Genomic DNA, 19437 nt, shown 5'->3' on the forward strand with positions numbered 1-19437 from the left:
TTTTTCTAAAAAACGAAGCCGTAGTGCCCATCGTACGGATGCAAGCCTTAGGCTTTGTTCTGGTAGGCATTGGCACCACTGCCGCCAGCTTGCTCCGGCGCGAAATGCGCTTCGACTCTATTGCCAAAGTGGATGTGATAGCCTATATCTTGGGCTACGGCGGGGTAGGCATTACGATGGCCTGGGCCGGAATGGGCGTTTGGAGCCTGATTGCGGCCAGCCTAGCGCAGCAGCTGTTTGCTACCCTGATGAGCTACGCGCTGGTGCGCCACTCTATCCAGCTCATTTTCAGCCGCGAGCCGTATGCGAAGTTGCTTGGCTACGGTAGCAAGGTGTCGGTCATTAGCTTCCTGGAGTTTGTAAATGGCAACCTCGACACGCTGCTGATTGGTCGCCTGCTAGGCAGTACGCTGCTGGGTATCTACAACCGCGCCTACATGCTGCTGTATCTGCCCATGTATTTCCTTACCAACAGCCTGGCACGGGTAGCCTTTCCGGCATTCAGCAAAATTCAGGAAGACGTGCCGCGCGTGCGGGCGCTTTATCTGAAAAGCAGCACGCTAGTGGCTACCCTCATCCTGCCGATGTGTGCCGGGGTAGCCGTGGCCGCTCCCGAAATGGTGCGGGTACTGCTCGGCCCGAAATGGATGGACTCAGTGCCGATTCTGCGGATGTTGTGCTTCGCTATTCCCTTGAGTATGACCACTATGTTCGCGGGTATTGTGGCCGATGCGCGGGCCAACCTTCGGCAGAAAGTAATTCTGAACTTGGAGTTCATGGTACTGCTTACGAGCATGTTCTGGCTACTGCGCGACTATGGCCTGCTGGGCATTGCCGCCGCCATCGGCACAGGCGAAATTGTGCGGACGTTCTTGTACATGCGCATCACGCACAATGATATTGGTATCCGGTACCGGCAGCTGCTGGCCATGTATTTGCCTGGTCTGCTAAACGCTGCTGCCGTAGGGGTAGGAATTTTGGTTGTGTCGCTGGGGCTGCGCGCCGTGGGTAGCCCGGCGCTGGTTACACTCATCGCACAGATTGCCATGGGCGGCCTGGCCTTGGGTATTGTGGTGCTGCGCTGGCCTTCCAGCGAGCTGCATCCACACTTGCAGCAAGGTTTGAACCGCCTGCGTAACGTGGCGGGCCTGCCTACTCCCATCCATGCCAGCCTAGCGCGCTATGCTACCTTTTTAGAGCGTCAGCAGCCACTGTTTCCTTCTTTCGAACCGCTTACCAGCTCCCTCACGCCATGAATATTCTGCTGACTTCGTTGATGGTTCCGGGAGCCCCTTCTGGGGTGCGCGTGCACTACGAGCGGTTGGCCGAGCAACTCCAGCGTGAAGGTCACACCGTCACGGTGGTAACGCAGGCCAGCCTGCGCCCCGCGGTGCGCCGCGCCATTGGAGCCTTCCGCCGTGCGCTGGGCCTATTTGGTCAGGCGGGTGCCCGAATGGGAATAGAGCTAGGCTTCGTGGCCGAAATCTATTTTGCCATCGACCGCACTGCCCGCTACGACGTGGTGAATGCCCAGGATGTGAGCAGCGGGTGGGCCGCCCGCCTCGCCCTGCGCGACCAGGCGCCGGTAATTGTGACCGGCCATTTCAACGACCATCCGGCTGAGGAGTTGGTGCACCAACTGCACCTCTCAGGCCGCACGGCACGAGCCCTACACCGCTGGTACACGTTTCTGTTGCAGAAAACCCGGGTTTTCATCGGGGTGTCTGATTACGTGCTGCAACGCACATTGCCCTGGCTACCGGCCGATGCGCAGGCCACCGTGGTCTACAACGGTGTGGCCATGACCCCGCCCGCGGCGCCTGCCCTCCCAGCCGGCGTGCCCGACCTGCGGGCGATGTTCCCCGGCCGCGCTATCATACTAAACGTAGGGCAGCTAGAGCCACGCAAAAACCAACGCTACCTAGTGCAGGTAGCCAACGCGCTCCGGCAACAATACGCTGACTTTGTGCTGGTACTGGTAGGCAAAGGCGAGGACGAAGAGCATCTGCGTCAGCAGATTACCGCGGCCGGCCTAGAGCAGCACGTGGTGTTGTTGGGCTACCACCGCGAGATAATGGCCTTGCTGCGCACTGCCGACCTCTACGTGCACGCCGCCACCCGCGAAAACTGCCCACTGGTGTTGCTCGAAGCCATGGCTACCGAGTGCCCGGCCGTGGCGCTAGCGGTAGGGGGCATCCCCGAGCTACTCGCGCCTACCCCCGAAGCGCTGGTGCCAGTGGCTACTCCGCCTGCCGAGTTGGCAGGCCGCTTGCAAAACCTACTGACGAATCCTGCCGAATTGGAGCAGTTGCGGCAGCGGCAGCATGCCTTTGGGCGCACGCACTTCGACGCCCATGTGATGCTTGCTAATACGCTGGCTTTCTTCGAGCAGGCTCGACAATTGCCTGACCCAACCGCCAACCGTTCGGCAAAAGCCACTACTCCCGCGCAGCCCCTGCCCGCCGTCGAGGCGCACTGATTTGCCGGCATACTTCCGTACTCCATGAAAATCAAGCTAAACTTTCTTGCGCTCCTCCCCATCTTGGCAATACTGGCTACCAGTAAGGCCTTCTGGGAGTTTGCGTTCGGAGCTGATCGGGTGGACCAGGAGCCGGGAGAGTTGAAGTTTCTGGTATACGCTCTGTTGGCCGGGTCGCTGGTCAGCATCTGGTTCTACTGGCGCTACTTCGAACCCTTGATGCGCAAGTGGTTGATAGCCGTATTGCTGGTGATTGGCGGGATGATGCTGGAGTCATACGCCGGCTGGGGCTCGGTGCTGGAGTACGCCCACGTATTCAACAAGCTGTTTGTGCTGCTGATGATTTTCGGCATCTACGGCTTCTACCGGCGTCACGGCCTGCCACCTATGCAACAGCTTAGCACGGTTATCCTGCTGGTTTCACTCGGTAATCTTGTGTTGTTTCACCGGGAGTCGTTGAGTCTGAGTGCCTTTGTGGAGAATGAGCGGGGTTTCAATGCTGCGTCGGCCTACCTATTTGTGCTGGTAATTCTACTCAGTCTAAACAACTATTTGCTGCGCAACTCGCTTGCTTCGCTGTTGGTCGTGTTCGTGTGTATGCCGCTGGTGATTTTCTTGCAGCACCGCTCGGTCTGGATTGCCATGTTCATCGCCATTCCGATTGATGTATGGCTGCTGCGCCGTGCACGGCTAGCGCGGTTCTCCCCTGTCAAAATGGTAATGCTTCTCGTCATCCCATTCATTTTGGGGTCGTTGGGTATCACCATGCTGGTGCTAGATAATCCGCAGGTAGTCACCCGCTTTGAGCAAAGTATCGATGACATTGCTAACGCCGACAAGCAAGGCACCGGCAGTTGGCGCCTCAAGCAGATTGAGTCCTACATACCGTTGGTAGAAGAACGCCCCATAGCCGGCTGGCGCCTCGAAGGTTTCGAAGTGCCCATGCAATTCTATGACCCCAGCAGCGACATGCCCATGTGGAAAGACCGGACTGGTCATCACTTCCACAACTTCTACCTCGACCGCGCTTTTTACTTCGGCCTTGTGGGTGTTCTGCTGGTGGTGTTGGTGCCCATTGTGCTAATCACACGGCGTTTGCTTCGCTCCCGTGCTTTAGACGCGGATATGGCCGCGCTGGTGGCCTTCTTTATTAGCCTAGTGGTGTTCGGCACATCCTATGACTGGTCTACCTACCACTATGGCCTAATTGGCCTGATGTTAGCCGCTCTAGCCGAGCCCATGCCCGACGACCTTGCGATACAGCCACGGTCTGCGGCGCAGCCACGCCGGGCACCCGCCCAGGCGCTACCTATCTAATCCCGCTGTCTGCCTATTATTTCGTTTTGCTATGAAGATTCTCTGGCTTGCCCCTTACCCTCACCCTTCTGAGCCCGCGGCGCACCCCGTTCCGTGGGTAGGCACGCTGGCAGAACTATTGCGTCGGCAGCCCGGTGTGGAGCTAACCATTCTGAACTGGACGCACCGCATCGACAAGCCCGTGGATGAATTCGACCGCGACGGCATGCATTTCATCTACCTGAAAGTGCCCAAGGTGCGCACCGATATTCTGACGCTCTACCAATGGCGCATTGCCATTGTGAAGAAGTACCTGCGCCAGCATTATAAGGAGTATGACGTGCTGCACCTGCACGGCTCGGAGCTGCAACTGCCCGCCATGACGGCCGGCCTACCTGCGCCCATGGTGCTGTCGGTGCAGGGCATTGTGTCGGAATACGCGAAGGTAGTGCCCAAGAAGTTTTCGATGCTGAAGTTTCTGTGGACGCTGGCAGGTTTCTACGAAAAGCGCTACCTGCCAACGGTACACAACTTCTCTTGCCGCACCGATTGGGATAAGTCGCACACCAAGCGCCTGAGCCCCGGCGCCCGCATCTTCCATAACTGGGAGACCATTCGGCCCGAGTTTTTTGAGGAGGCCGATAAGCCCGCGCCGCCGCAACCCGCCCGGCCACAGGCGTTGTTTGTTGGGGGTAAGCAGGAAATCAAAGGCTTCAAGGAAATGCTGATGGGCTTCGACCTCATCCGCCAGCAAGCCCCCGAGTTGCGCCTCGTGATTGTGGGTCGCCTGGAGCCGGCCGACGTGGCTGCGGTAGCCACCCAATATAACTTGCAGCACATTGGCCCTGAGCATGTGGAATGCCGCCCGTTCCAGACGGGAGCCGGCCTGGCCCGTCTGTGCCGCGAATCGTTCTGTCTGCTGCATCCTTCCTACATCGATAACAGTCCCAATAGCGTGTGTGAAGCCCAATTGATGGGCATGCCTGTGGTGGCTTCCGACGTGGGTGGGGTAGCCTCGCTGATTACCGAAGGCGAAACCGGCTTGCTCTGCGACCTGACGCCCGCCAGCCTGGCCCGCCAGACCCTGCGCCTCTACCACGATCCGGCTCTGCGCCAGCGCATTGTCACTCAGGCCCAGGCCGTAGCACAGGAGCGGCATAATCCTGATACCATCATCCAGCGCACCATAGCGATGTACGAAGCCGTGCGCGATTCGGTGCCGACGGCCGCTGCCGCACCCGCTGTGGCTGCCACTGCTTAGATACTGCCGACATCGCTCTACCAGGGGCGACTGCTACTGCTACCTGTTCTGCTATGACCCCCTCTGCTACTCCGTCTGCTGATACGGCTTTGGATACACCGGTGCTGCTGCTGATTTTCAGCCGGCCCGATACCACCCGGCGCGTATTTGATACCATCCGTCAGGCGCGACCTACTCGGCTCTACGTGGCCGCCGACGGCCCACGCCCCAACCACCCCACCGACGCCGTGCGCTGCGCCGAAACCCGCGCCATTGTGGAGGAAGTGGATTGGCCCTGCGAAGTGTTCACACTGTTTCAGGAAAAAAACCTGAACTGCGGGGTAGGGCCTGTCACGGCCATCACCTGGTTTTTCAGCCATGAAACGGAAGGCATTATTCTGGAAGACGACTGCGTGCCCTCGCCCAGCTTCTTCCGGTTTTGCCAGGAGCTGCTGGTTCGCTACCGCGACGATACCCGCGTGATGCACATTGGCGGCAACAACTTTGGCTCTGAGGCCCAACAGCCGCTCGCACCCGGTGCGCCTTCCTACTACTTCTCGGAACAGCGCAACAGTTGGGGCTGGGCCACTTGGCGTCGTGCCTGGGACATGTACGATTACCACTTGTCGGGCTTCCGAGAGGCCGTTGCCAGCGGCGCTTTTGACGGTGTATTCAGCAGTGCGCTGGAAAAGCGCTACCGCCTGGGCAAGATGCGCGGCGTACTGGCCCTGCCCTCGCCGCCCGACGTGTGGGACTACCAGTGGGAGTATACCATTGCCATGAACTCAGGCCTATACATTGTGCCCGCCGTGAATCTGGTGGGCAATATCGGCTTCGGCAATAACTCCACCCACACCCACGACGACGGCGACATGATGGGTGCCCTACCCGCGCAGGAGCTGAGCTTCCCGCTACAGCACCCCGCTTACGTGCGCCTGGACCGGCCCCGCGACCGGAAACGCTTCAACGAGTTTTTGCGCAGCCGTTTGTCGGCCATCGTGCGGCGGGTTTTCGCCGGGCAGAAGCCCGTGGCCTCGGGCTTGCAAAGTCCCAAAGCAAAATCAGCGGTGCCTACCCCGGAAGCCGTGCCTGCAAACACCCTGTCATCATGAACGTTCTGCTCTCAGCGTATGCCTGCAACCCCACGAAGGGTGGGGAAAATGGCATTGGCTACCACTGGACGCAGGAGTGGCTACGGCATGGGCATGAGGTATGGTGCTTCACCCGCCCCGACGAACGGGCCGATATAGAAGCGTATTTGGCAAAGCATTCCACGCCGGAAAATCGGGACAGATTGCATTTCGTGTACGTGGCCGTGCCGAGCTGGGTAGACTACCTCTATCGGTGGCAGTTTGGCGTGTACCTACACTACATGGTGTGGCAGTACCAGGCATGGCGCGCAGCGCGCAAGCTGGAAGCTACGGTTGGGTTCGATCTGATACACCACGCTACTTACGGTAGTCTGCAAATGGCTTCGTGGCTGTGGCGGGTAGGTAAACCCTTAGTTATCGGGCCATTGGGTGGCGGGCAGCAAACGCCTCGCTCATTCCAGTCCTACATTCCCGACTGGTTTAAATCGGAAACCATGCGCAATACCATCAGCCGGGTGCTGATGGCCAGCGACCGAAACGTGCGCCAGAGCATCCGGCACGCGGCGTTGGTACTGACTACAAATAATGAAACCGCCGAGAAAGTCCAGGCACTAGGTGCCCGGCGGGTAGAACTGTTCCTGGATTCAGGCTTGCCAGAATCCTTTCTGCCCGCCCAATTTCCGGTGCGCGAGCCAGCCGCTCAGCTACGTTTGCTGTGGCTGGGACGCTTGATTCACCGCAAAGCCCTACCCCTTGTGCTCGATGCGCTGGCCAAGGTGGCGGCGCGGGTGCCGTATCACCTGACCATCGTAGGCGATGGACCGGTAGGAGCAGAGCTATCCGAAATGCTGCGGCAGCGGGGCCTTACGGAGCGTGTAACCTGGCGTGGCAGCCTGCCATGGGCCGAAGTGCGGGAGGTATTCCTGACGCACGATGTTTTCATGTTCGCCAGCCTGCGCGATTCCTTCGCCTCGCAGTTCCTGGAAGCTATGGGTGCGGGCCTACCCATTATTACGCTCAACCACCAGGGTGCCCGCGATTTTATACCCACTGATGCTGCCATCAAGGTGCCGGTAACGACGCCCGACGAAACCGTAACAGCTCTGGCCCGTGCCGTGGAATACTGCTACGACCACCCGGAGCGCCGCGTCGCGATGGGACAAGCCGGTTATGCTTTTGCCCGCACGCAAATTTGGCCGGCCCGTAGTCAGCGCATCATGCAGTTGATTGAAGAAGCAGTACCTCAATTGGCGGTGTTGAAAAACACCTGATTGAGGTCGCCTCAAACCCACAAAGCAGAGTTAGTTCTCTACAGCTCACTACCCCTTTTGTAATGCTTTACGTCGTCATACCCGTTTTCAACCGCAAAGAATTTACCCGCGAATGCCTGCTGTCGTTGCGGGCACAAACCAACCAGTCGTTCCGCACGATTGTCGTGGACGATGGCTCGACGGATGGCACCGACCAGATGCTGGCCGATGAGTTTCCAGAAGTGATAGTTGTAACCGGCGACGGTAACCTGTTCTGGACGGCAGGCGTGAACCTAGGCATTCGGCGGGCGTTGGAGTTGGGTGCTACCCGCGTCATGACCCTCAATAACGATGTGGTGACCGATCCGCGTTTTGTAGAGCAAATGCTGCTCGATGCCGAGCGCAATCCGCAGGCGGTGCTGGGCGCTCTGGAGCTAGACGCCGCCACCGGCGAGCCTATCTACGGCGGCGAAACCCTGAACTTCCGCAGCAACACACGCCGCGACTTGCTCGAAGTCCTACCCCCCGAGCAGCGGACCGGCTTGCACGAAGTTACCTACCTGCCCGGCCGCGGCCTGCTGATTCCGAAAGCTGTGTTCGACAAAATCGGCCTGTTCGACGAAAAGCGTCTGCCGCACTACCTAGCCGACTTCGATTACACCAGCGTAGCCCGCCGCAACGGTTTCCCAAACTACCTCAACTACAACGCTACCCTACGCACCTACCCTGAGGAAAGCGGCCAGACGCTCACCCGCAAACACCGCAGTCTGAAAGGCTACTACCAACATCTGTTCGGTATTCGGGGTGGGGGCAACATGGTGAACTTCACCCACTTTGCCCTGAAGAATTGCCCGGCGCCCTACTTGCCGTACTTCCTGCTGAACGGCTACGCCCGGCGGGTGGTCGGGTACTTCCTCCACTAAACAACAACGAAGGGATGGCGCCACCATCCCTTCTTTTTTTGGGTCTTCTGACCGACTAGTCCATGTCCTACCTGCGCCTGTTCTACTTGGTTCTTTTGATAAGCTGCGGCTTCTTGCCAGCGTGCGGCCAAAGCTCAGCTCAGAAGGATCAAGAAGAAAACGTACTGGTTATTACCAAAGGCGGAGTATATAGTGGGTCGTACCGGAGCCTGGACAGCTCGGTGCCGTGCGTGCGCATCGCCACCACGGAGCCCGTGCAGCTGGTGAACTGCACACTGGCCGGGGCGGGCGATTTGATCGTCTCGGGCGAGGGCGCGAACCTGATCGTGCGCAACTGCCGCGGCTACGGCCTGGAGCCCAGCCGCACGGGCGTGGGGCGGGGCCGCTTCGTGAACAGCTACCGGGCGCGCCGCCTGTGGATCGAGCACAACTACTTCGAGCAGACCAGCGGCCTGAACATCGACCGCTGGAGCACGAGTGGGGGCGTGGCCGGGGTGGGCCAGCCTTTGCTGGTGCGCTACAACCAGGCGCGCAACATCGACGGGCGCTGGCGCGGCAACCAAGGCAGCACGCGCGCCAGCTTTGTGATTCTGAACACGGTGCGCAGCCTGCCCGGGGTGGAGATCAGCTACAACGAGGTGCGCAACACGGCCAACCAGAGCCTGGTGGAGGACAACATCAACCTGTACGCCAGCTCGGGCACGAGCAGCAGCCCGATCCGGGTGCACAACAACTTCGTGTTCGGGGCCTACCCGTTTCCGGCCACGGGCACGGGCTACACGGGCACGGGCATGACCACGGACGGCAACGGCAACGCCTCGGAGGTGACGGCGTTTGTGGAGGCGTACGAGAACCAGTTCGTGAGCACGTGCAACGCGGCCATGAACATTGCCGCGGGCCACGACATCTACTACCACGACAACCGGCTGGTTACGAGCGGGCTCTTGGCGGACGGCACGCGTTTGCCGAGCACGTGGGCGGGCACCTCGATCTTCAACTACTACAAGCTGCCGGGCAACGTGTTCTTCAACAACCGGGTGGAGCGCACGGTGGTGGGGTACATGAGCAAGGGGGGGCAGAACGGCCGGCAGGACGTGAGCCCGGGGGCGTGCGCGAGCTGCGCGGCGGAGGCCTTGCCCAACCCGGTGACGGTGGACACGGAGCGGGGCGAGGACGTGCGCTGGCAGCAAAAGCTACAGCAACGCAACATCACCGTCGGACCCGAGGCAAGCGAAAAAAGCAAGAAACAGGTGCCTAGTAATACACTTGCATCGCCCAGAGAATAGCGCAACGGACGTAAAGGTTTGCTAGCTACACTGTAATAAGGATAGATCGACTGTCTTTCACCATCCGAAGACAACGGCACAATTGCAGTCATTGCTCAATTTAGAGAACATCGTAACGGATAATAAATTACCGTGCTTGCTGCAAACTGTTGTATTCGTATTTGCGCATATCAACTACTGAAACAAGAGGCTGCTACGATTTAACGAGTAAAATAGTTAGTAATAAAATTTGGTCATTTGTCGTGACGAATTAGACGAATAATATTGCTAATTGCGCCGAATTTTATTGTTGAGTCAGCAAGAAATAATACAATTAAATTTTAGATTTTACTGGTTTTTTCTTAATTGGATTAAGTTCCAATAGAGAGAAAAAGATGCGACTTACCGCGTCAACATCACCTATTTGGCCGTTTTCATATATAAATGCTCTTTTGAATATTTACTTTTATTTATATATAACCCGCTTCGATTAAGGAATTATTATGCGTGAAATACTTAGTTGAATAGACAATAAAAATGCTACAACATATATCTATTGCTATGTTCAGGATTTATACAAATATCATCTTCAGCACTATCTTTACAATTGTAGAAGCTAAATAATAGGATTTATTTGGGATTCTACGCTTGTTGAACTTTATACTTGACAGATGCGAAAGCAACTTACTTTCTCTGCCAAAAAAAGAAGCTCTAAGAGCTGGTACAATCAGCTGCTATCGCTGGGACTTGTAATCGTCGTATATGTGATGCTGCTACCAATGGTAGTGCAAGCACAAGCTCCGAATATAACTTATAGCAGTCCTATTACAATCACGAAGGGCGGGGTATATAGTGGGTCATATCGGAGCCTGGACAGCTCGGTGCCGTGCGTGCGCATCGCCACCACGGAGCCCGTGCAGCTGGTGAACTGCACACTGGCCGGGGCGGGCGATTTGATCGTCTCGGGCGAGGGCGCGAACCTGATCGTGCGCAACTGCCGCGGCTACGGCCTGGAGCCCAGCCGCACGGGCGTGGGGCGGGGCCGCTTCGTGAACAGCTACCGGGCGCGCCGCCTGTGGATCGAGCACAACTACTTCGAGCAGACCAGCGGCCTGAACATCGACCGCTGGAGCACGAGTGGGGGCGTGGCCGGGGTGGGCCAGCCTTTGCTGGTGCGCTACAACCAGGCGCGCAACATCGACGGGCGCTGGCGCGGCAACCAAGGCAGCACGCGCGCCAGCTTTGTGATTCTGAACACGGTGCGCAGCCTGCCCGGGGTGGAGATCAGCTACAACGAGGTGCGCAACACGGCCAACCAGAGCCTGGTGGAGGACAACATCAACCTGTACGCCAGCTCGGGCACGAGCAGCAGCCCGATCCGGGTGCACAACAACTTCGTGTTCGGGGCCTACCCGTTTCCGGCCACGGGCACGGGCTACACGGGCACGGGCATGACCACGGACGGCAACGGCAACGCCTCGGAGGTGACGGCGTTTGTGGAGGCGTACGAGAACCAGTTCGTGAGCACGTGCAACGCGGCCATGAACATTGCCGCGGGCCACGACATCTACTACCACGACAACCGGCTGGTTACGAGCGGGCTCTTGGCGGACGGCACGCGTTTGCCGAGCACGTGGGCGGGCACCTCGATCTTCAACTACTACAAGCTGCCGGGCAACGTGTTCTTCAACAACCGGGTGGAGCGCACGGTGGTGGGGTACATGAGCAAGGGGGGGCAGAACGGCCGGCAGGACGTGAGCCCGGGGGCGTGCGCGAGCTGCGCGGTGGAGGCCTTGCCCAACCCGGTGACGGTGGACACGGAGCGGGGCGAGGACGTGCGCTGGCAGCAAAAGCTACAGCAACGCAACATCACCGTCGGACCCGAGGATGGGGATGAAGATACCACGCCGAGTGTACCAGCACCATCGACGGGTAGCAACTACGTGGTGAACCCGAGCTTCGACGCCGATGGCCGGGGCACGGAGTCGCCTACGGGTTGGCAGACGTGGACCGGGAACGGCACGGGCACAAACGCCTCCTACACCGAGACCTACCCCACGGCCCGCACGGGCACCTACCACGGCACGCACTACCGGCCGGGTAGCTACGAGGTCTACACCTACCAGACCCTGCGCAACCTGCCCGCGGGCCAGTACACACTGCGCGCCTGGGTGAAAGGGGCCGGCGGACAGAACGCAGCACAAATGCGGGTGATGAACTACGGCGGCAGCCAGCGCACGGTCAGCATTGGGGCCACCAACGGCGGAGTGAGCGGCAACTGGACGCAGGTCGAGATAAGGGACATCGCCGTCAGCAAAGGCGAGTGCGAGATTGGCTTCTACTCCAACGCCGGTGGCGGTGGGCAGTGGATCTACTTCGACGACGTGGAGTTTGTGGCACAATCTGGCACACCTGCAGTACCCAACGTATTTCCAAAAGTAGGCCTGAGCGCTACAGTCAACAACCTGACGCTCGGCAATTCTCTAACGCTAACGGCCAACACCGGCGACTCGGACGGCTCTATTAGAAAGGTAGAATTCTATAGTGGCACCACTAAGATAGGAGAGAAGACATCGGCGCCTTATCAGCTTAGCTGGAAGCCAGTTGGCATTGGTACGCTGTCGTTAACGGCCGTAGCAACGGACGATGACGGGGCTACTACCACTTCCAGCGCCGTAACAGTTACGGTAGTGGGCACAGTGGTACTACCTACACCAAGCGCGCCGGCGCCGTCTACGGGTAGCAACTACGTGGTGAACCCGAGCTTCGACGCCGATGGCCGGGGCACGGAGTCGCCTACGGGTTGGCAGACGTGGACCGGGAACGGCACGGGCACAAACGCCTCCTACACCGAGACCTACCCCACGGCCCGCACGGGCACCTACCACGGCACGCACTACCGGCCGGGTAGCTACGAGGTCTACACCTACCAGACCCTGCGCAACCTGCCCGCGGGCCAGTACACACTGCGCGCCTGGGTGAAAGGGGCCGGCGGACAGAACGCAGCACAAATGCTGGTGAAGAACTATGGCGGCAGCCAGCGCACGGTCAGCATTGGGGCCACCAACGGCGGAGTGAGCGGCAACTGGACGCAGGTCGAGATAAGGGACATCACCGTCAGCAAAGGCGAGTGCGAGATTGGCTTCTACTCCAACGCTGATGGCGGTGGGCAGTGGATCTACTTCGACGACGTGGAATTCGTAGCGCAGACCAGTGGTGGCACCAGCGAAGGTAGCAACACTGTCCTGAACGCAAGCTTCGATGACAACTTATTCCCTACCCAAACCCCTAGCCGCTGGAGCACGACGCCTGGCAACGGCAGCAGCGACAACGCCGACTACACAGAAATCTATCCGGGGGCACACTCGGGGCTGTACCACGCCACACACTACCGGCCCGAGGCCTACGAGGTGTATACTTACCAGATGGTGAGTGGACTAGCCGACGGTACCTATACCTTGCGGGTATGGGCCAAGTGCAGCGGCGGGCAGAACACTGTACAGCTACAGGCCCGGAACTACGGCGGGGCCGCGCGCACGGCTAATATCGGTGCTAACAACAACTGGACGCAGATAGAAATAAGCGGCATTCAAGTTACAAACGGGCAGTGCGAGGTAGGCGTATATTCGAAGGCCGGTGCCGGCGGGCAGTGGCTCTACTTTGACGATGTGGAGCTAGTACGCGTACAGAACAGCTTTAGCGCCGTAAGCAGCAGCAACAGCACCGTCTCGGGACTATCCGTTACGGGTGCCGAAAGCAATGTTGCCGCAAGCGTAACGGAATTCAGCGTCTTCCCGAATCCAGCCAACGTGCAGACGACCATTGCTGCTCCCTTCGAGCAAGCAGGTAGTGTCACTATCAGCATACTCAACTTGCAAGGTCAGGAAATAGCGCATTACGTGCAGTCGGTGGTGAGTGGCAGTAACTACTTGCCACTGTCTACGGCAAACCTGCCAATTGGTAACTATGTGTTGCGTGTGGCTGGTCCTGGGCACAACTACACCAAGCGCTTGGTGATTAGCCGCTAATCAACCAATAGCTACACAAAAAAAGGTCGTCCAAACGGACGACCTTTTTTTGTGTCTACTCAGAGAGGTAGAATACCTATTATCTAGCTACGGGCTAGTGCCTTGCGGGCTATCAGGTAGATGAAGTGTGAGTTGGTAACCAAGTAGCGGCGCCACAGGCGGCGCGGCTCCAGCCACAGGCGGTAGGCCCATTCCAGCCACAAGCGCCGTGCCCAGGCAGGTAGGCGTTGCTCCAGGCCAGCGTAGGTCAGGAAGGCTTGTCCTACCCCCAGCATGCAGGCTTTGATACGGCCCCGATGGGCGGCCATCCATTTTTCCTGGCGCGGGCAACCTAAGGCTACAAAGAGCAGGTCGGGGTCAGCTTCGTTGATGGCAGCTACGTGCGCTTCTTCTTCTTCTGGCGTCAGCTTGCGGAAGGGAGGAGACACCATACCCGCAATGCGCAGATTAGGCAGCTCACGCTCAATCCGCTCCCTGATTTTAGCTAGGACGGCATCCGTAGTACCATAGAAGTACACCGATTGCCCACGACGTTCAGCTTCGGCTAGTAGGGCAGGAGTGAGGTCCATACCAGCCACGCGCTCCTGGCGCTTGCCGTGGAACCACCCTACGGCCCCGGCTACGGGGCTGCCATCGGGCGTTACTACATCGGCATCGGCTAGTACCTGGCGAAACTCAGCGTCGCGGTGGGCTTCTACCAGCATATGCACATTAGCGCAACATACGTAGGCCGAGGTGCGGGCCGCGCCCAATTGCAGAATGGTGTCGACAAACTCTGGGAAAGTGCCCGTAGAGATGCCGGAATTTAAAACAAGACGTTTGGGTAACATACGAAAGCAGGAGGCGCAGGAAATCTAGTAGGCGTTTTCTTCGCCGTGTACCATGTTCCAAACCGTCTTACCAATGATTTTCAGATCGAGTAGGAACGACCAGTTCTCTACGTATTTCAGGTCGTACTCCACGCGCTTCTCCATGGCGCCATCGGCGCGGGTCTCGCCGCGGTAACCGTTTACCTGAGCGTAGCCCGTGATACCCGGCGTTACGGTGTGGCGCATCGGATACGTGCGAATCTGCTTGGAGTATTCTTCCAGCTGCGACACCATGTTAGGGCGTGGTCCTACCACCGACATGTGGCCCAGCAGTACGTTGAAGAACTGTGGCAGCTCGTCGAGACTGGTCTTGCGCAAGAACTGACCTACACGGGTGATACGAGCATCACCTTTCGTTGCCTGTAGCTCCACTACCATATCCGTGCGCATGGTGCGCAGCTTGTAGCATGGGAATAGCTGGTTCCGCTTGCCGGGACGCATCTGCTTGAAAAACACAGGGCCTTTCGAATCCAGCTTAATGATCAGCGCCAGGATAGGCATGATGATCGGGAAAGCAAGCAAGATAACCGCACCCGAGAAGGCAATATCAAAGGCACGCTTCATCAACTGGTTGGGCCGGAAGCCTAGAGGATGCTGACGCACGGTCAGAATAGGCAGGTGGTTGTAGTAGTACACGTTGATGTCCTGCCGCATGGTGCCCTGGAAGTCAGGAATAATGCGGAAAGAAATGAAGTGGTCGTCGGCAAAGCCCGAGAGGTCCTGGATCAGGTCGTGCTGGTCCAGTGGCATAGCAAAGTAGATTTCGTCAATCTGATTCTGCTTGCAGAAGTCCTTCAGGTTATCAACGCCGCCGCGCATCATGTGCTCCATACCCTGGGGCACAGTATCGTCGGTGAAGAAGCCCATGAACTGGTTGCCTACTGGGTCGTGCACGGTCAAGAACTCTTGAAGCTGCCGGGCGCTGCTGCTAGTGCCCGCAATAACGAAGCGGCTGTGCGGGCGAGCAAAATGCTGTTGGTAGGTGCGGCGCAAGAAGGCTAGCAGGAAACGACCTGCTACAATACCCACCATCATAGCGCCATACATGGCCATCAGGTAGGACATGGGCAGCCAGTATACCTTCAAAACCAGAGCGCCGGACATCAGCACGGCGGCATGAATCATGAAGGCCAGTAGCAGGTTGCGCAGCTTCTCCGGGTAAGAAATCAGCCGGTCGACGCGGTAGATATTAGCGTACTGACCCGAGATAATCCACCAGAGCAGGGCAAACACCGCAAAAAATAGCGAGTAGTACCCGTCGAACTGCCAGGTGCCTAGCAGTTGGTGCGCCGTCAAGCGAAAAACCCCGAAAATAATCAGGCTGTCAACGATGGGTAAAATGAGCCTTTGTGAGTTACTGTAGTAAGTGTAACGTTCCATACATCAAAATGAAAGGTTGGCGACTGAAGCAATCCTGGGTGGTATGGACTAAGGAAAGGTCGGAAGTAGTACTGTTAATGATGAATCACTAATACTGAGGCAAATATAGTTTATTTGTTAAAAAATATGACTATTATATTTGACTTTAGAATAGTATCTGTGATAAATCATATTGATTCAACATCTGTGTCCATATACTTGATTAGTTCTAATAGGTTGCAGGAACTAGAGAAAAAATAGACTACTTTATATAAGGATAACATTTAAGTGCTTCTAACTATCTATAAATCAAGTTGTAATTGTATTATAATAATATTCATTATTCGTCTATTTACGCTTTATTAAGTAGATGCCTCCTTAGAATAGTGACTTCTTGTATAAAGGTTTGTATGCTTATACACAGGGAGTTATAGTACGTATCTCCCGAACCCGTTTCTTCTGGCTCTGTTATGTTGGTAGACTGTACTTTATAGTTGAAAAAGATAATTGTAAGCTGTTTACCTATGCTGAATAGTGCTTCCCTACCTTATCTAACAGACGCACCCTATATAGAAGAAATTGCGTTCAGATGGTTAGCCTCTATCGCAGGTATGGGTAACTCTTGCTTGGCACTCGAGTCAGACAGGAGGTTTCAGGGCTATACACAGCACCAATTTCATGAGAAAATCAGCGACTATTTTACTTCTTAGTAGCCTCTACCTGGCGCAATTAGCAGCTGTAAGCTGCACCAACAGACAAGACCAGGAGGAGAGCAGGGATACCAACGAGCGCAACACCACCGCGTTTTTTGCAGACGATACCGTAAGAACCACTCCCACGTCAGACGACACCCCTGCCAGTGCAACCTCCGGCGGCATGGGTAACTTCGTAAAGGCTTCCAAGGCCGCCACGCCGGCGGTAGTCCACATCAAAACTACTTACGAAGGTTCCGGTAGCTATTCCACCGGGGTTGGACAGGGCTACGGTGCACCCTCGGGGCGTGGGCCAGCTATGGCGTCCGGCTCGGGGGTGTTGATTACCGGCAACGGCTACATTGCCACCAATAATCACGTGGTAGAAAACGCCTCGCAGATTGAAGTAGTGTTGCCCGACAACCGGCAGTTCCCGGCCAAGCTAATTGGCCGCGACCCGAACACCGACCTGGCCCTACTCAAAATAGAGGCCGATAGCCTGCCAAGCATCCGGTTAGGCAACTCCGACAACGTGCAGGTAGGGGAGTGGGTAGTGGCCGTAGGATATCCGTTTTCCTTGAACACCACGGTTACGGCTGGCATTGTGAGTGCCAAGGCCCGCAGCATCGGCATCATCAATCGGCCCAGCCAGAACGGCTACGCGGCACCCTCCGGCAACACCGGCATCGAGTCGTTTATTCAGACCGATGCGGCCATTAACCCTGGAAACAGTGGCGGTGCGCTGGTAAATACCGATGGCGAGCTGATTGGCATCAACTCGGCTATTGCCTCGCAAACCGGCAGCTACGCCGGCTACGCGTTTGCCATCCCCGTGAACCTGGCCCGCAAAATTCTGGGTGATTTGCGCAAGTACGGTACCGTGAAGCGGGGCTTATTGGGCGTGTCGTTCCCGGCGCCGGCCGTCGAAGCGCAGTATTTGCTCCAGCAGGGGCTTCAACCGGGCGTGGTGAAGGGTGTCTATATAACAGGAGTGCTCGACAACAGCGCGGCGGCTGCGGCCGGCTTGCAGGAAGGCGACGTTATCCAGAGCATCGACGGTGTGCAGCTGAATTCGTCGGCTGAGTTTTCGGAAAGGATTGCCCGGCACCGGCCCGGCGATGTGGTGAAGCTCACGTATCTGCGCGACAAGCAGCGCCGCACTACCTCGGCCACGCTCAAAGGCGAAGAAGCCACCGCTACGGCCAGGGGCAACGCCGATCTGGAAAAAATCTACAACAAGCTCGGGGCCAGTTTCGCCCCCGTGCCCGATGCTATAAAGCAGCAACTGAACCTACAGGCAGGTGTGTTGGTAAAGGAAGTCCGGCGGGGCGGTTTCTTCGACCAGGTAGGGATTCCCAGCGGTACCATCATTGCCTTCATCAATGGCAAAACCGTTGACAGCCCCCAGGATATAGATCGGGCCTTGCTCTCCGCCCAAAACGGCATCATTCAGGTGCTGGCCATTGCGCCCGATGGCTCCCGGGTGGTATTCGACTTCTCACTCGGTACATAGGCTAACAGGCGTGGCCGGACCACTCTACCAGAGCTCAGGCAAGATGTCGGTGAGGGAGAGGTGGCCGGCCACGTAGCGGGCCAGCAAAATTCGGGTGGCGGCGGTAGGGGCAGGCGCTCCACTTAGCTGTAGTGCCATAGAAATGCTCAGGAGGCGACGTATGGTAGTAGGCTGCGGCGGCGCAGAAAGCGGCGCGGGCTTATCTGTTGTCGTGAGCGGGCAGGAAGGAAACAAAATATTTTGCATGGCTTTTTTTCTTTTACAATTGATTATTTATTAGTAATTAATTGACTTTGTGATAATGAAATAATAAAGCACGTTACGTGTATATATTCTAATACACGTAACGTGCTTTTAAAATTCTGTTAGAAATTGGTCTTAACAATTAAATTATTTCGGCTGGCCTCTGCGAAATCCATTGGGATAATGCCGAAGTGCCCGGTAGTTTGTGCACTGAAAAAGGTGGAAACGCGCGGGTTGATATCGTTGGCCACCGTGTTGATGTTGGGAATGCCAAACAAGCCGGGCTTGTAGCCGCTGGCATAGTTGAGGTAGAGGCGGCCAGGCGCCGCGGCCTTGGCCTCGTTAAGCAGGGTCGTCATAGCCGTCCACTTGGCGGCGTTGTCGGGCACTTTATACTGGTCTTGTACCCTCAGCTGCGCCTGCGCCGTATTGATGCTGAAGGTGGTATTATCAGCCCAGGCGGTAGCGTCGATGCCCTTCGGGGTAGTAGTAGCAGAGAAGCGACGAAGCAGCACAATCTTACCGCGCACTTGTCCTAGCGTGGGCACGGTAGCGCTCAGGTACCACTTGTCGGGGTTCTGTTGCAGGTAGGTGTTCAGCGTCTGCTCGAAGGTGCGGGTATTGTTGCTGGGTGTGTGTTCCTCCTTGATTGACATGATGATACACTCCGTAGGGTTGGCCTGTAAAAAGGCCAGGCAGGCCGCACGCACATCATCGAAGTTCAGGTTTTGGTACACAGCACCGTGATGAATGGCAAAGCTGTTGTCGATGTGGCGGCAGCGGATGTCGAGGAAGCGTACCCCAGCCGTGAGCTGCTCCCCGATGGTCAAGGTCTGGCATTTAGCCGTACCAGAAATCGGCTCAAACCGTGCCCCCGAGTCGTGGGTGCCAGGAATGCTCAATTGCGACAGAGACAGGTTAGCGTCAACGGCTCCCATCCAGTTATTCAGGGAGTAGGCCACGGCTGACTGGGTAGTAGCAGTGGCGCCGGGCCCGGCAGCAGGGGCCATAATTTCCTGCTTGTCGCAAGAAGCCAACGATAGCGTGGCGGCAATGGCGGAAAGGAAGGGTAAGGAACGTTTCATACTCAAGCGCTTGAAAGGTGAATAGAATAGAGCTTGAGCAAATATCTATTTTACTATCCTTACTCTATTGTATTTTATATTATTTAAACAATAAACATTCTTGA

The 19437-nt window shown here is 57.1% G+C and carries 13 protein-coding genes and 1 pseudogene; 10 read left to right on the top strand and 4 right to left on the bottom strand.

Translation table 11 applies throughout. The features are described 5' to 3' along the window. Positions 1–14 precede the first annotated feature (14 nt). From F1C16_RS22910 to F1C16_RS03510, 9 genes and pseudogenes are all read left to right on the top strand, one after another. Positions 15–1256 (top strand): annotated as a pseudogene (locus tag F1C16_RS22910) (lipopolysaccharide biosynthesis protein); the annotation flags it as partial. Next, positions 1253–2479: a glycosyltransferase family 4 protein gene (locus F1C16_RS03475; protein ID WP_185282980.1), complete on the top strand. Its 1227-nt coding sequence runs from the start codon at positions 1253–1255 to the stop codon at positions 2477–2479. The pseudogene F1C16_RS22910 and the gene F1C16_RS03475, both read left to right, overlap by 4 nt. A 24-nt stretch (positions 2480–2503) precedes the next feature. Continuing rightward, positions 2504–3796 carry an O-antigen ligase gene (locus F1C16_RS03480; protein ID WP_185282981.1) on the top strand — a complete coding sequence of 431 codons (1293 nt, stop codon included), beginning with the start codon at positions 2504–2506 and terminating at the stop codon, positions 3794–3796. A 31-nt stretch (positions 3797–3827) separates the two neighbouring features. Further along, entirely contained in the window at positions 3828–5036 is a 1209-nt protein-coding gene (locus F1C16_RS03485; protein ID WP_185282982.1) for a glycosyltransferase family 4 protein, read from the top strand. Between the two features lie 53 nt (positions 5037–5089). Next, positions 5090–6127: a nucleotide-diphospho-sugar transferase gene (locus F1C16_RS03490; protein ID WP_185282983.1), complete on the top strand. Its 1038-nt coding sequence runs from the start codon at positions 5090–5092 to the stop codon at positions 6125–6127. Then, positions 6124–7377 (top strand): glycosyltransferase family 4 protein, encoded by a 1254-nt coding sequence (locus F1C16_RS03495; RefSeq protein ID WP_185282984.1) that lies wholly within the window; start codon positions 6124–6126, stop codon positions 7375–7377. The genes F1C16_RS03490 and F1C16_RS03495 overlap by 4 nt, the downstream gene beginning before the upstream one ends. Positions 7378–7439: 62 nt before the next feature. Beyond that, positions 7440–8279 carry a glycosyltransferase family 2 protein gene (locus F1C16_RS03500; protein ID WP_185282985.1) on the top strand — a complete coding sequence of 280 codons (840 nt, stop codon included), beginning with the start codon at positions 7440–7442 and terminating at the stop codon, positions 8277–8279. Positions 8280–8341: 62 nt separating this feature from the next. Further along, complete coding sequence (locus F1C16_RS03505; protein WP_185282986.1) at positions 8342–9565, top strand: hypothetical protein; 1224 nt, start codon at positions 8342–8344, stop codon at positions 9563–9565. An 869-nt stretch (positions 9566–10434) separates the two neighbouring features. Then, positions 10435–13572 carry an Ig-like domain-containing protein gene (locus tag F1C16_RS03510; protein WP_185282987.1) on the top strand — a complete coding sequence of 1046 codons (3138 nt, stop codon included), beginning with the start codon at positions 10435–10437 and terminating at the stop codon, positions 13570–13572. A gap of 83 nt (positions 13573–13655) precedes the next feature. Here the strand turns inward: F1C16_RS03510 and F1C16_RS03515 are convergent, their stop codons facing one another. Both F1C16_RS03515 and F1C16_RS03520 read right to left on the bottom strand, forming a co-directional pair. Beyond that, positions 13656–14402 (bottom strand): WecB/TagA/CpsF family glycosyltransferase, encoded by a 747-nt coding sequence (locus F1C16_RS03515; protein ID WP_185282988.1) that lies wholly within the window; start codon positions 14400–14402, stop codon positions 13656–13658. 24 nt (positions 14403–14426) lie between these two features. Continuing rightward, on the bottom strand, positions 14427–15821 hold the full coding sequence (locus F1C16_RS03520) for an undecaprenyl-phosphate glucose phosphotransferase (protein ID WP_185282989.1): 1395 nt from the start codon (positions 15819–15821) through the stop codon (positions 14427–14429). An 855-nt stretch (positions 15822–16676) separates the two neighbouring features. Here F1C16_RS03520 and F1C16_RS03525 point away from each other — a divergent pair. Continuing rightward, entirely contained in the window at positions 16677–18005 is a 1329-nt protein-coding gene (locus tag F1C16_RS03525) for a trypsin-like peptidase domain-containing protein (RefSeq protein WP_219733392.1), read from the top strand. 24 nt (positions 18006–18029) lie between these two features. Here the strand turns inward: F1C16_RS03525 and F1C16_RS03530 are convergent, their stop codons facing one another. Further along, a complete protein-coding gene (locus F1C16_RS03530; protein ID WP_185282991.1) occupies positions 18030–18251 on the bottom strand; it encodes a hypothetical protein in 222 nt (73 codons plus the stop codon). 119 nt (positions 18252–18370) lie between these two features. After that, positions 18371–19333 carry a phosphatidylinositol-specific phospholipase C gene (locus F1C16_RS03535; protein ID WP_185282992.1) on the bottom strand — a complete coding sequence of 321 codons (963 nt, stop codon included), beginning with the start codon at positions 19331–19333 and terminating at the stop codon, positions 18371–18373. Positions 19334–19437: the final 104 nt, after the last annotated feature.

Origin of the sequence: Hymenobacter sp. NBH84, assembly GCF_014217645.1 — a bacterium.
In the GTDB taxonomy this organism is placed as follows: domain Bacteria; phylum Bacteroidota; class Bacteroidia; order Cytophagales; family Hymenobacteraceae; genus Hymenobacter; species Hymenobacter profundi.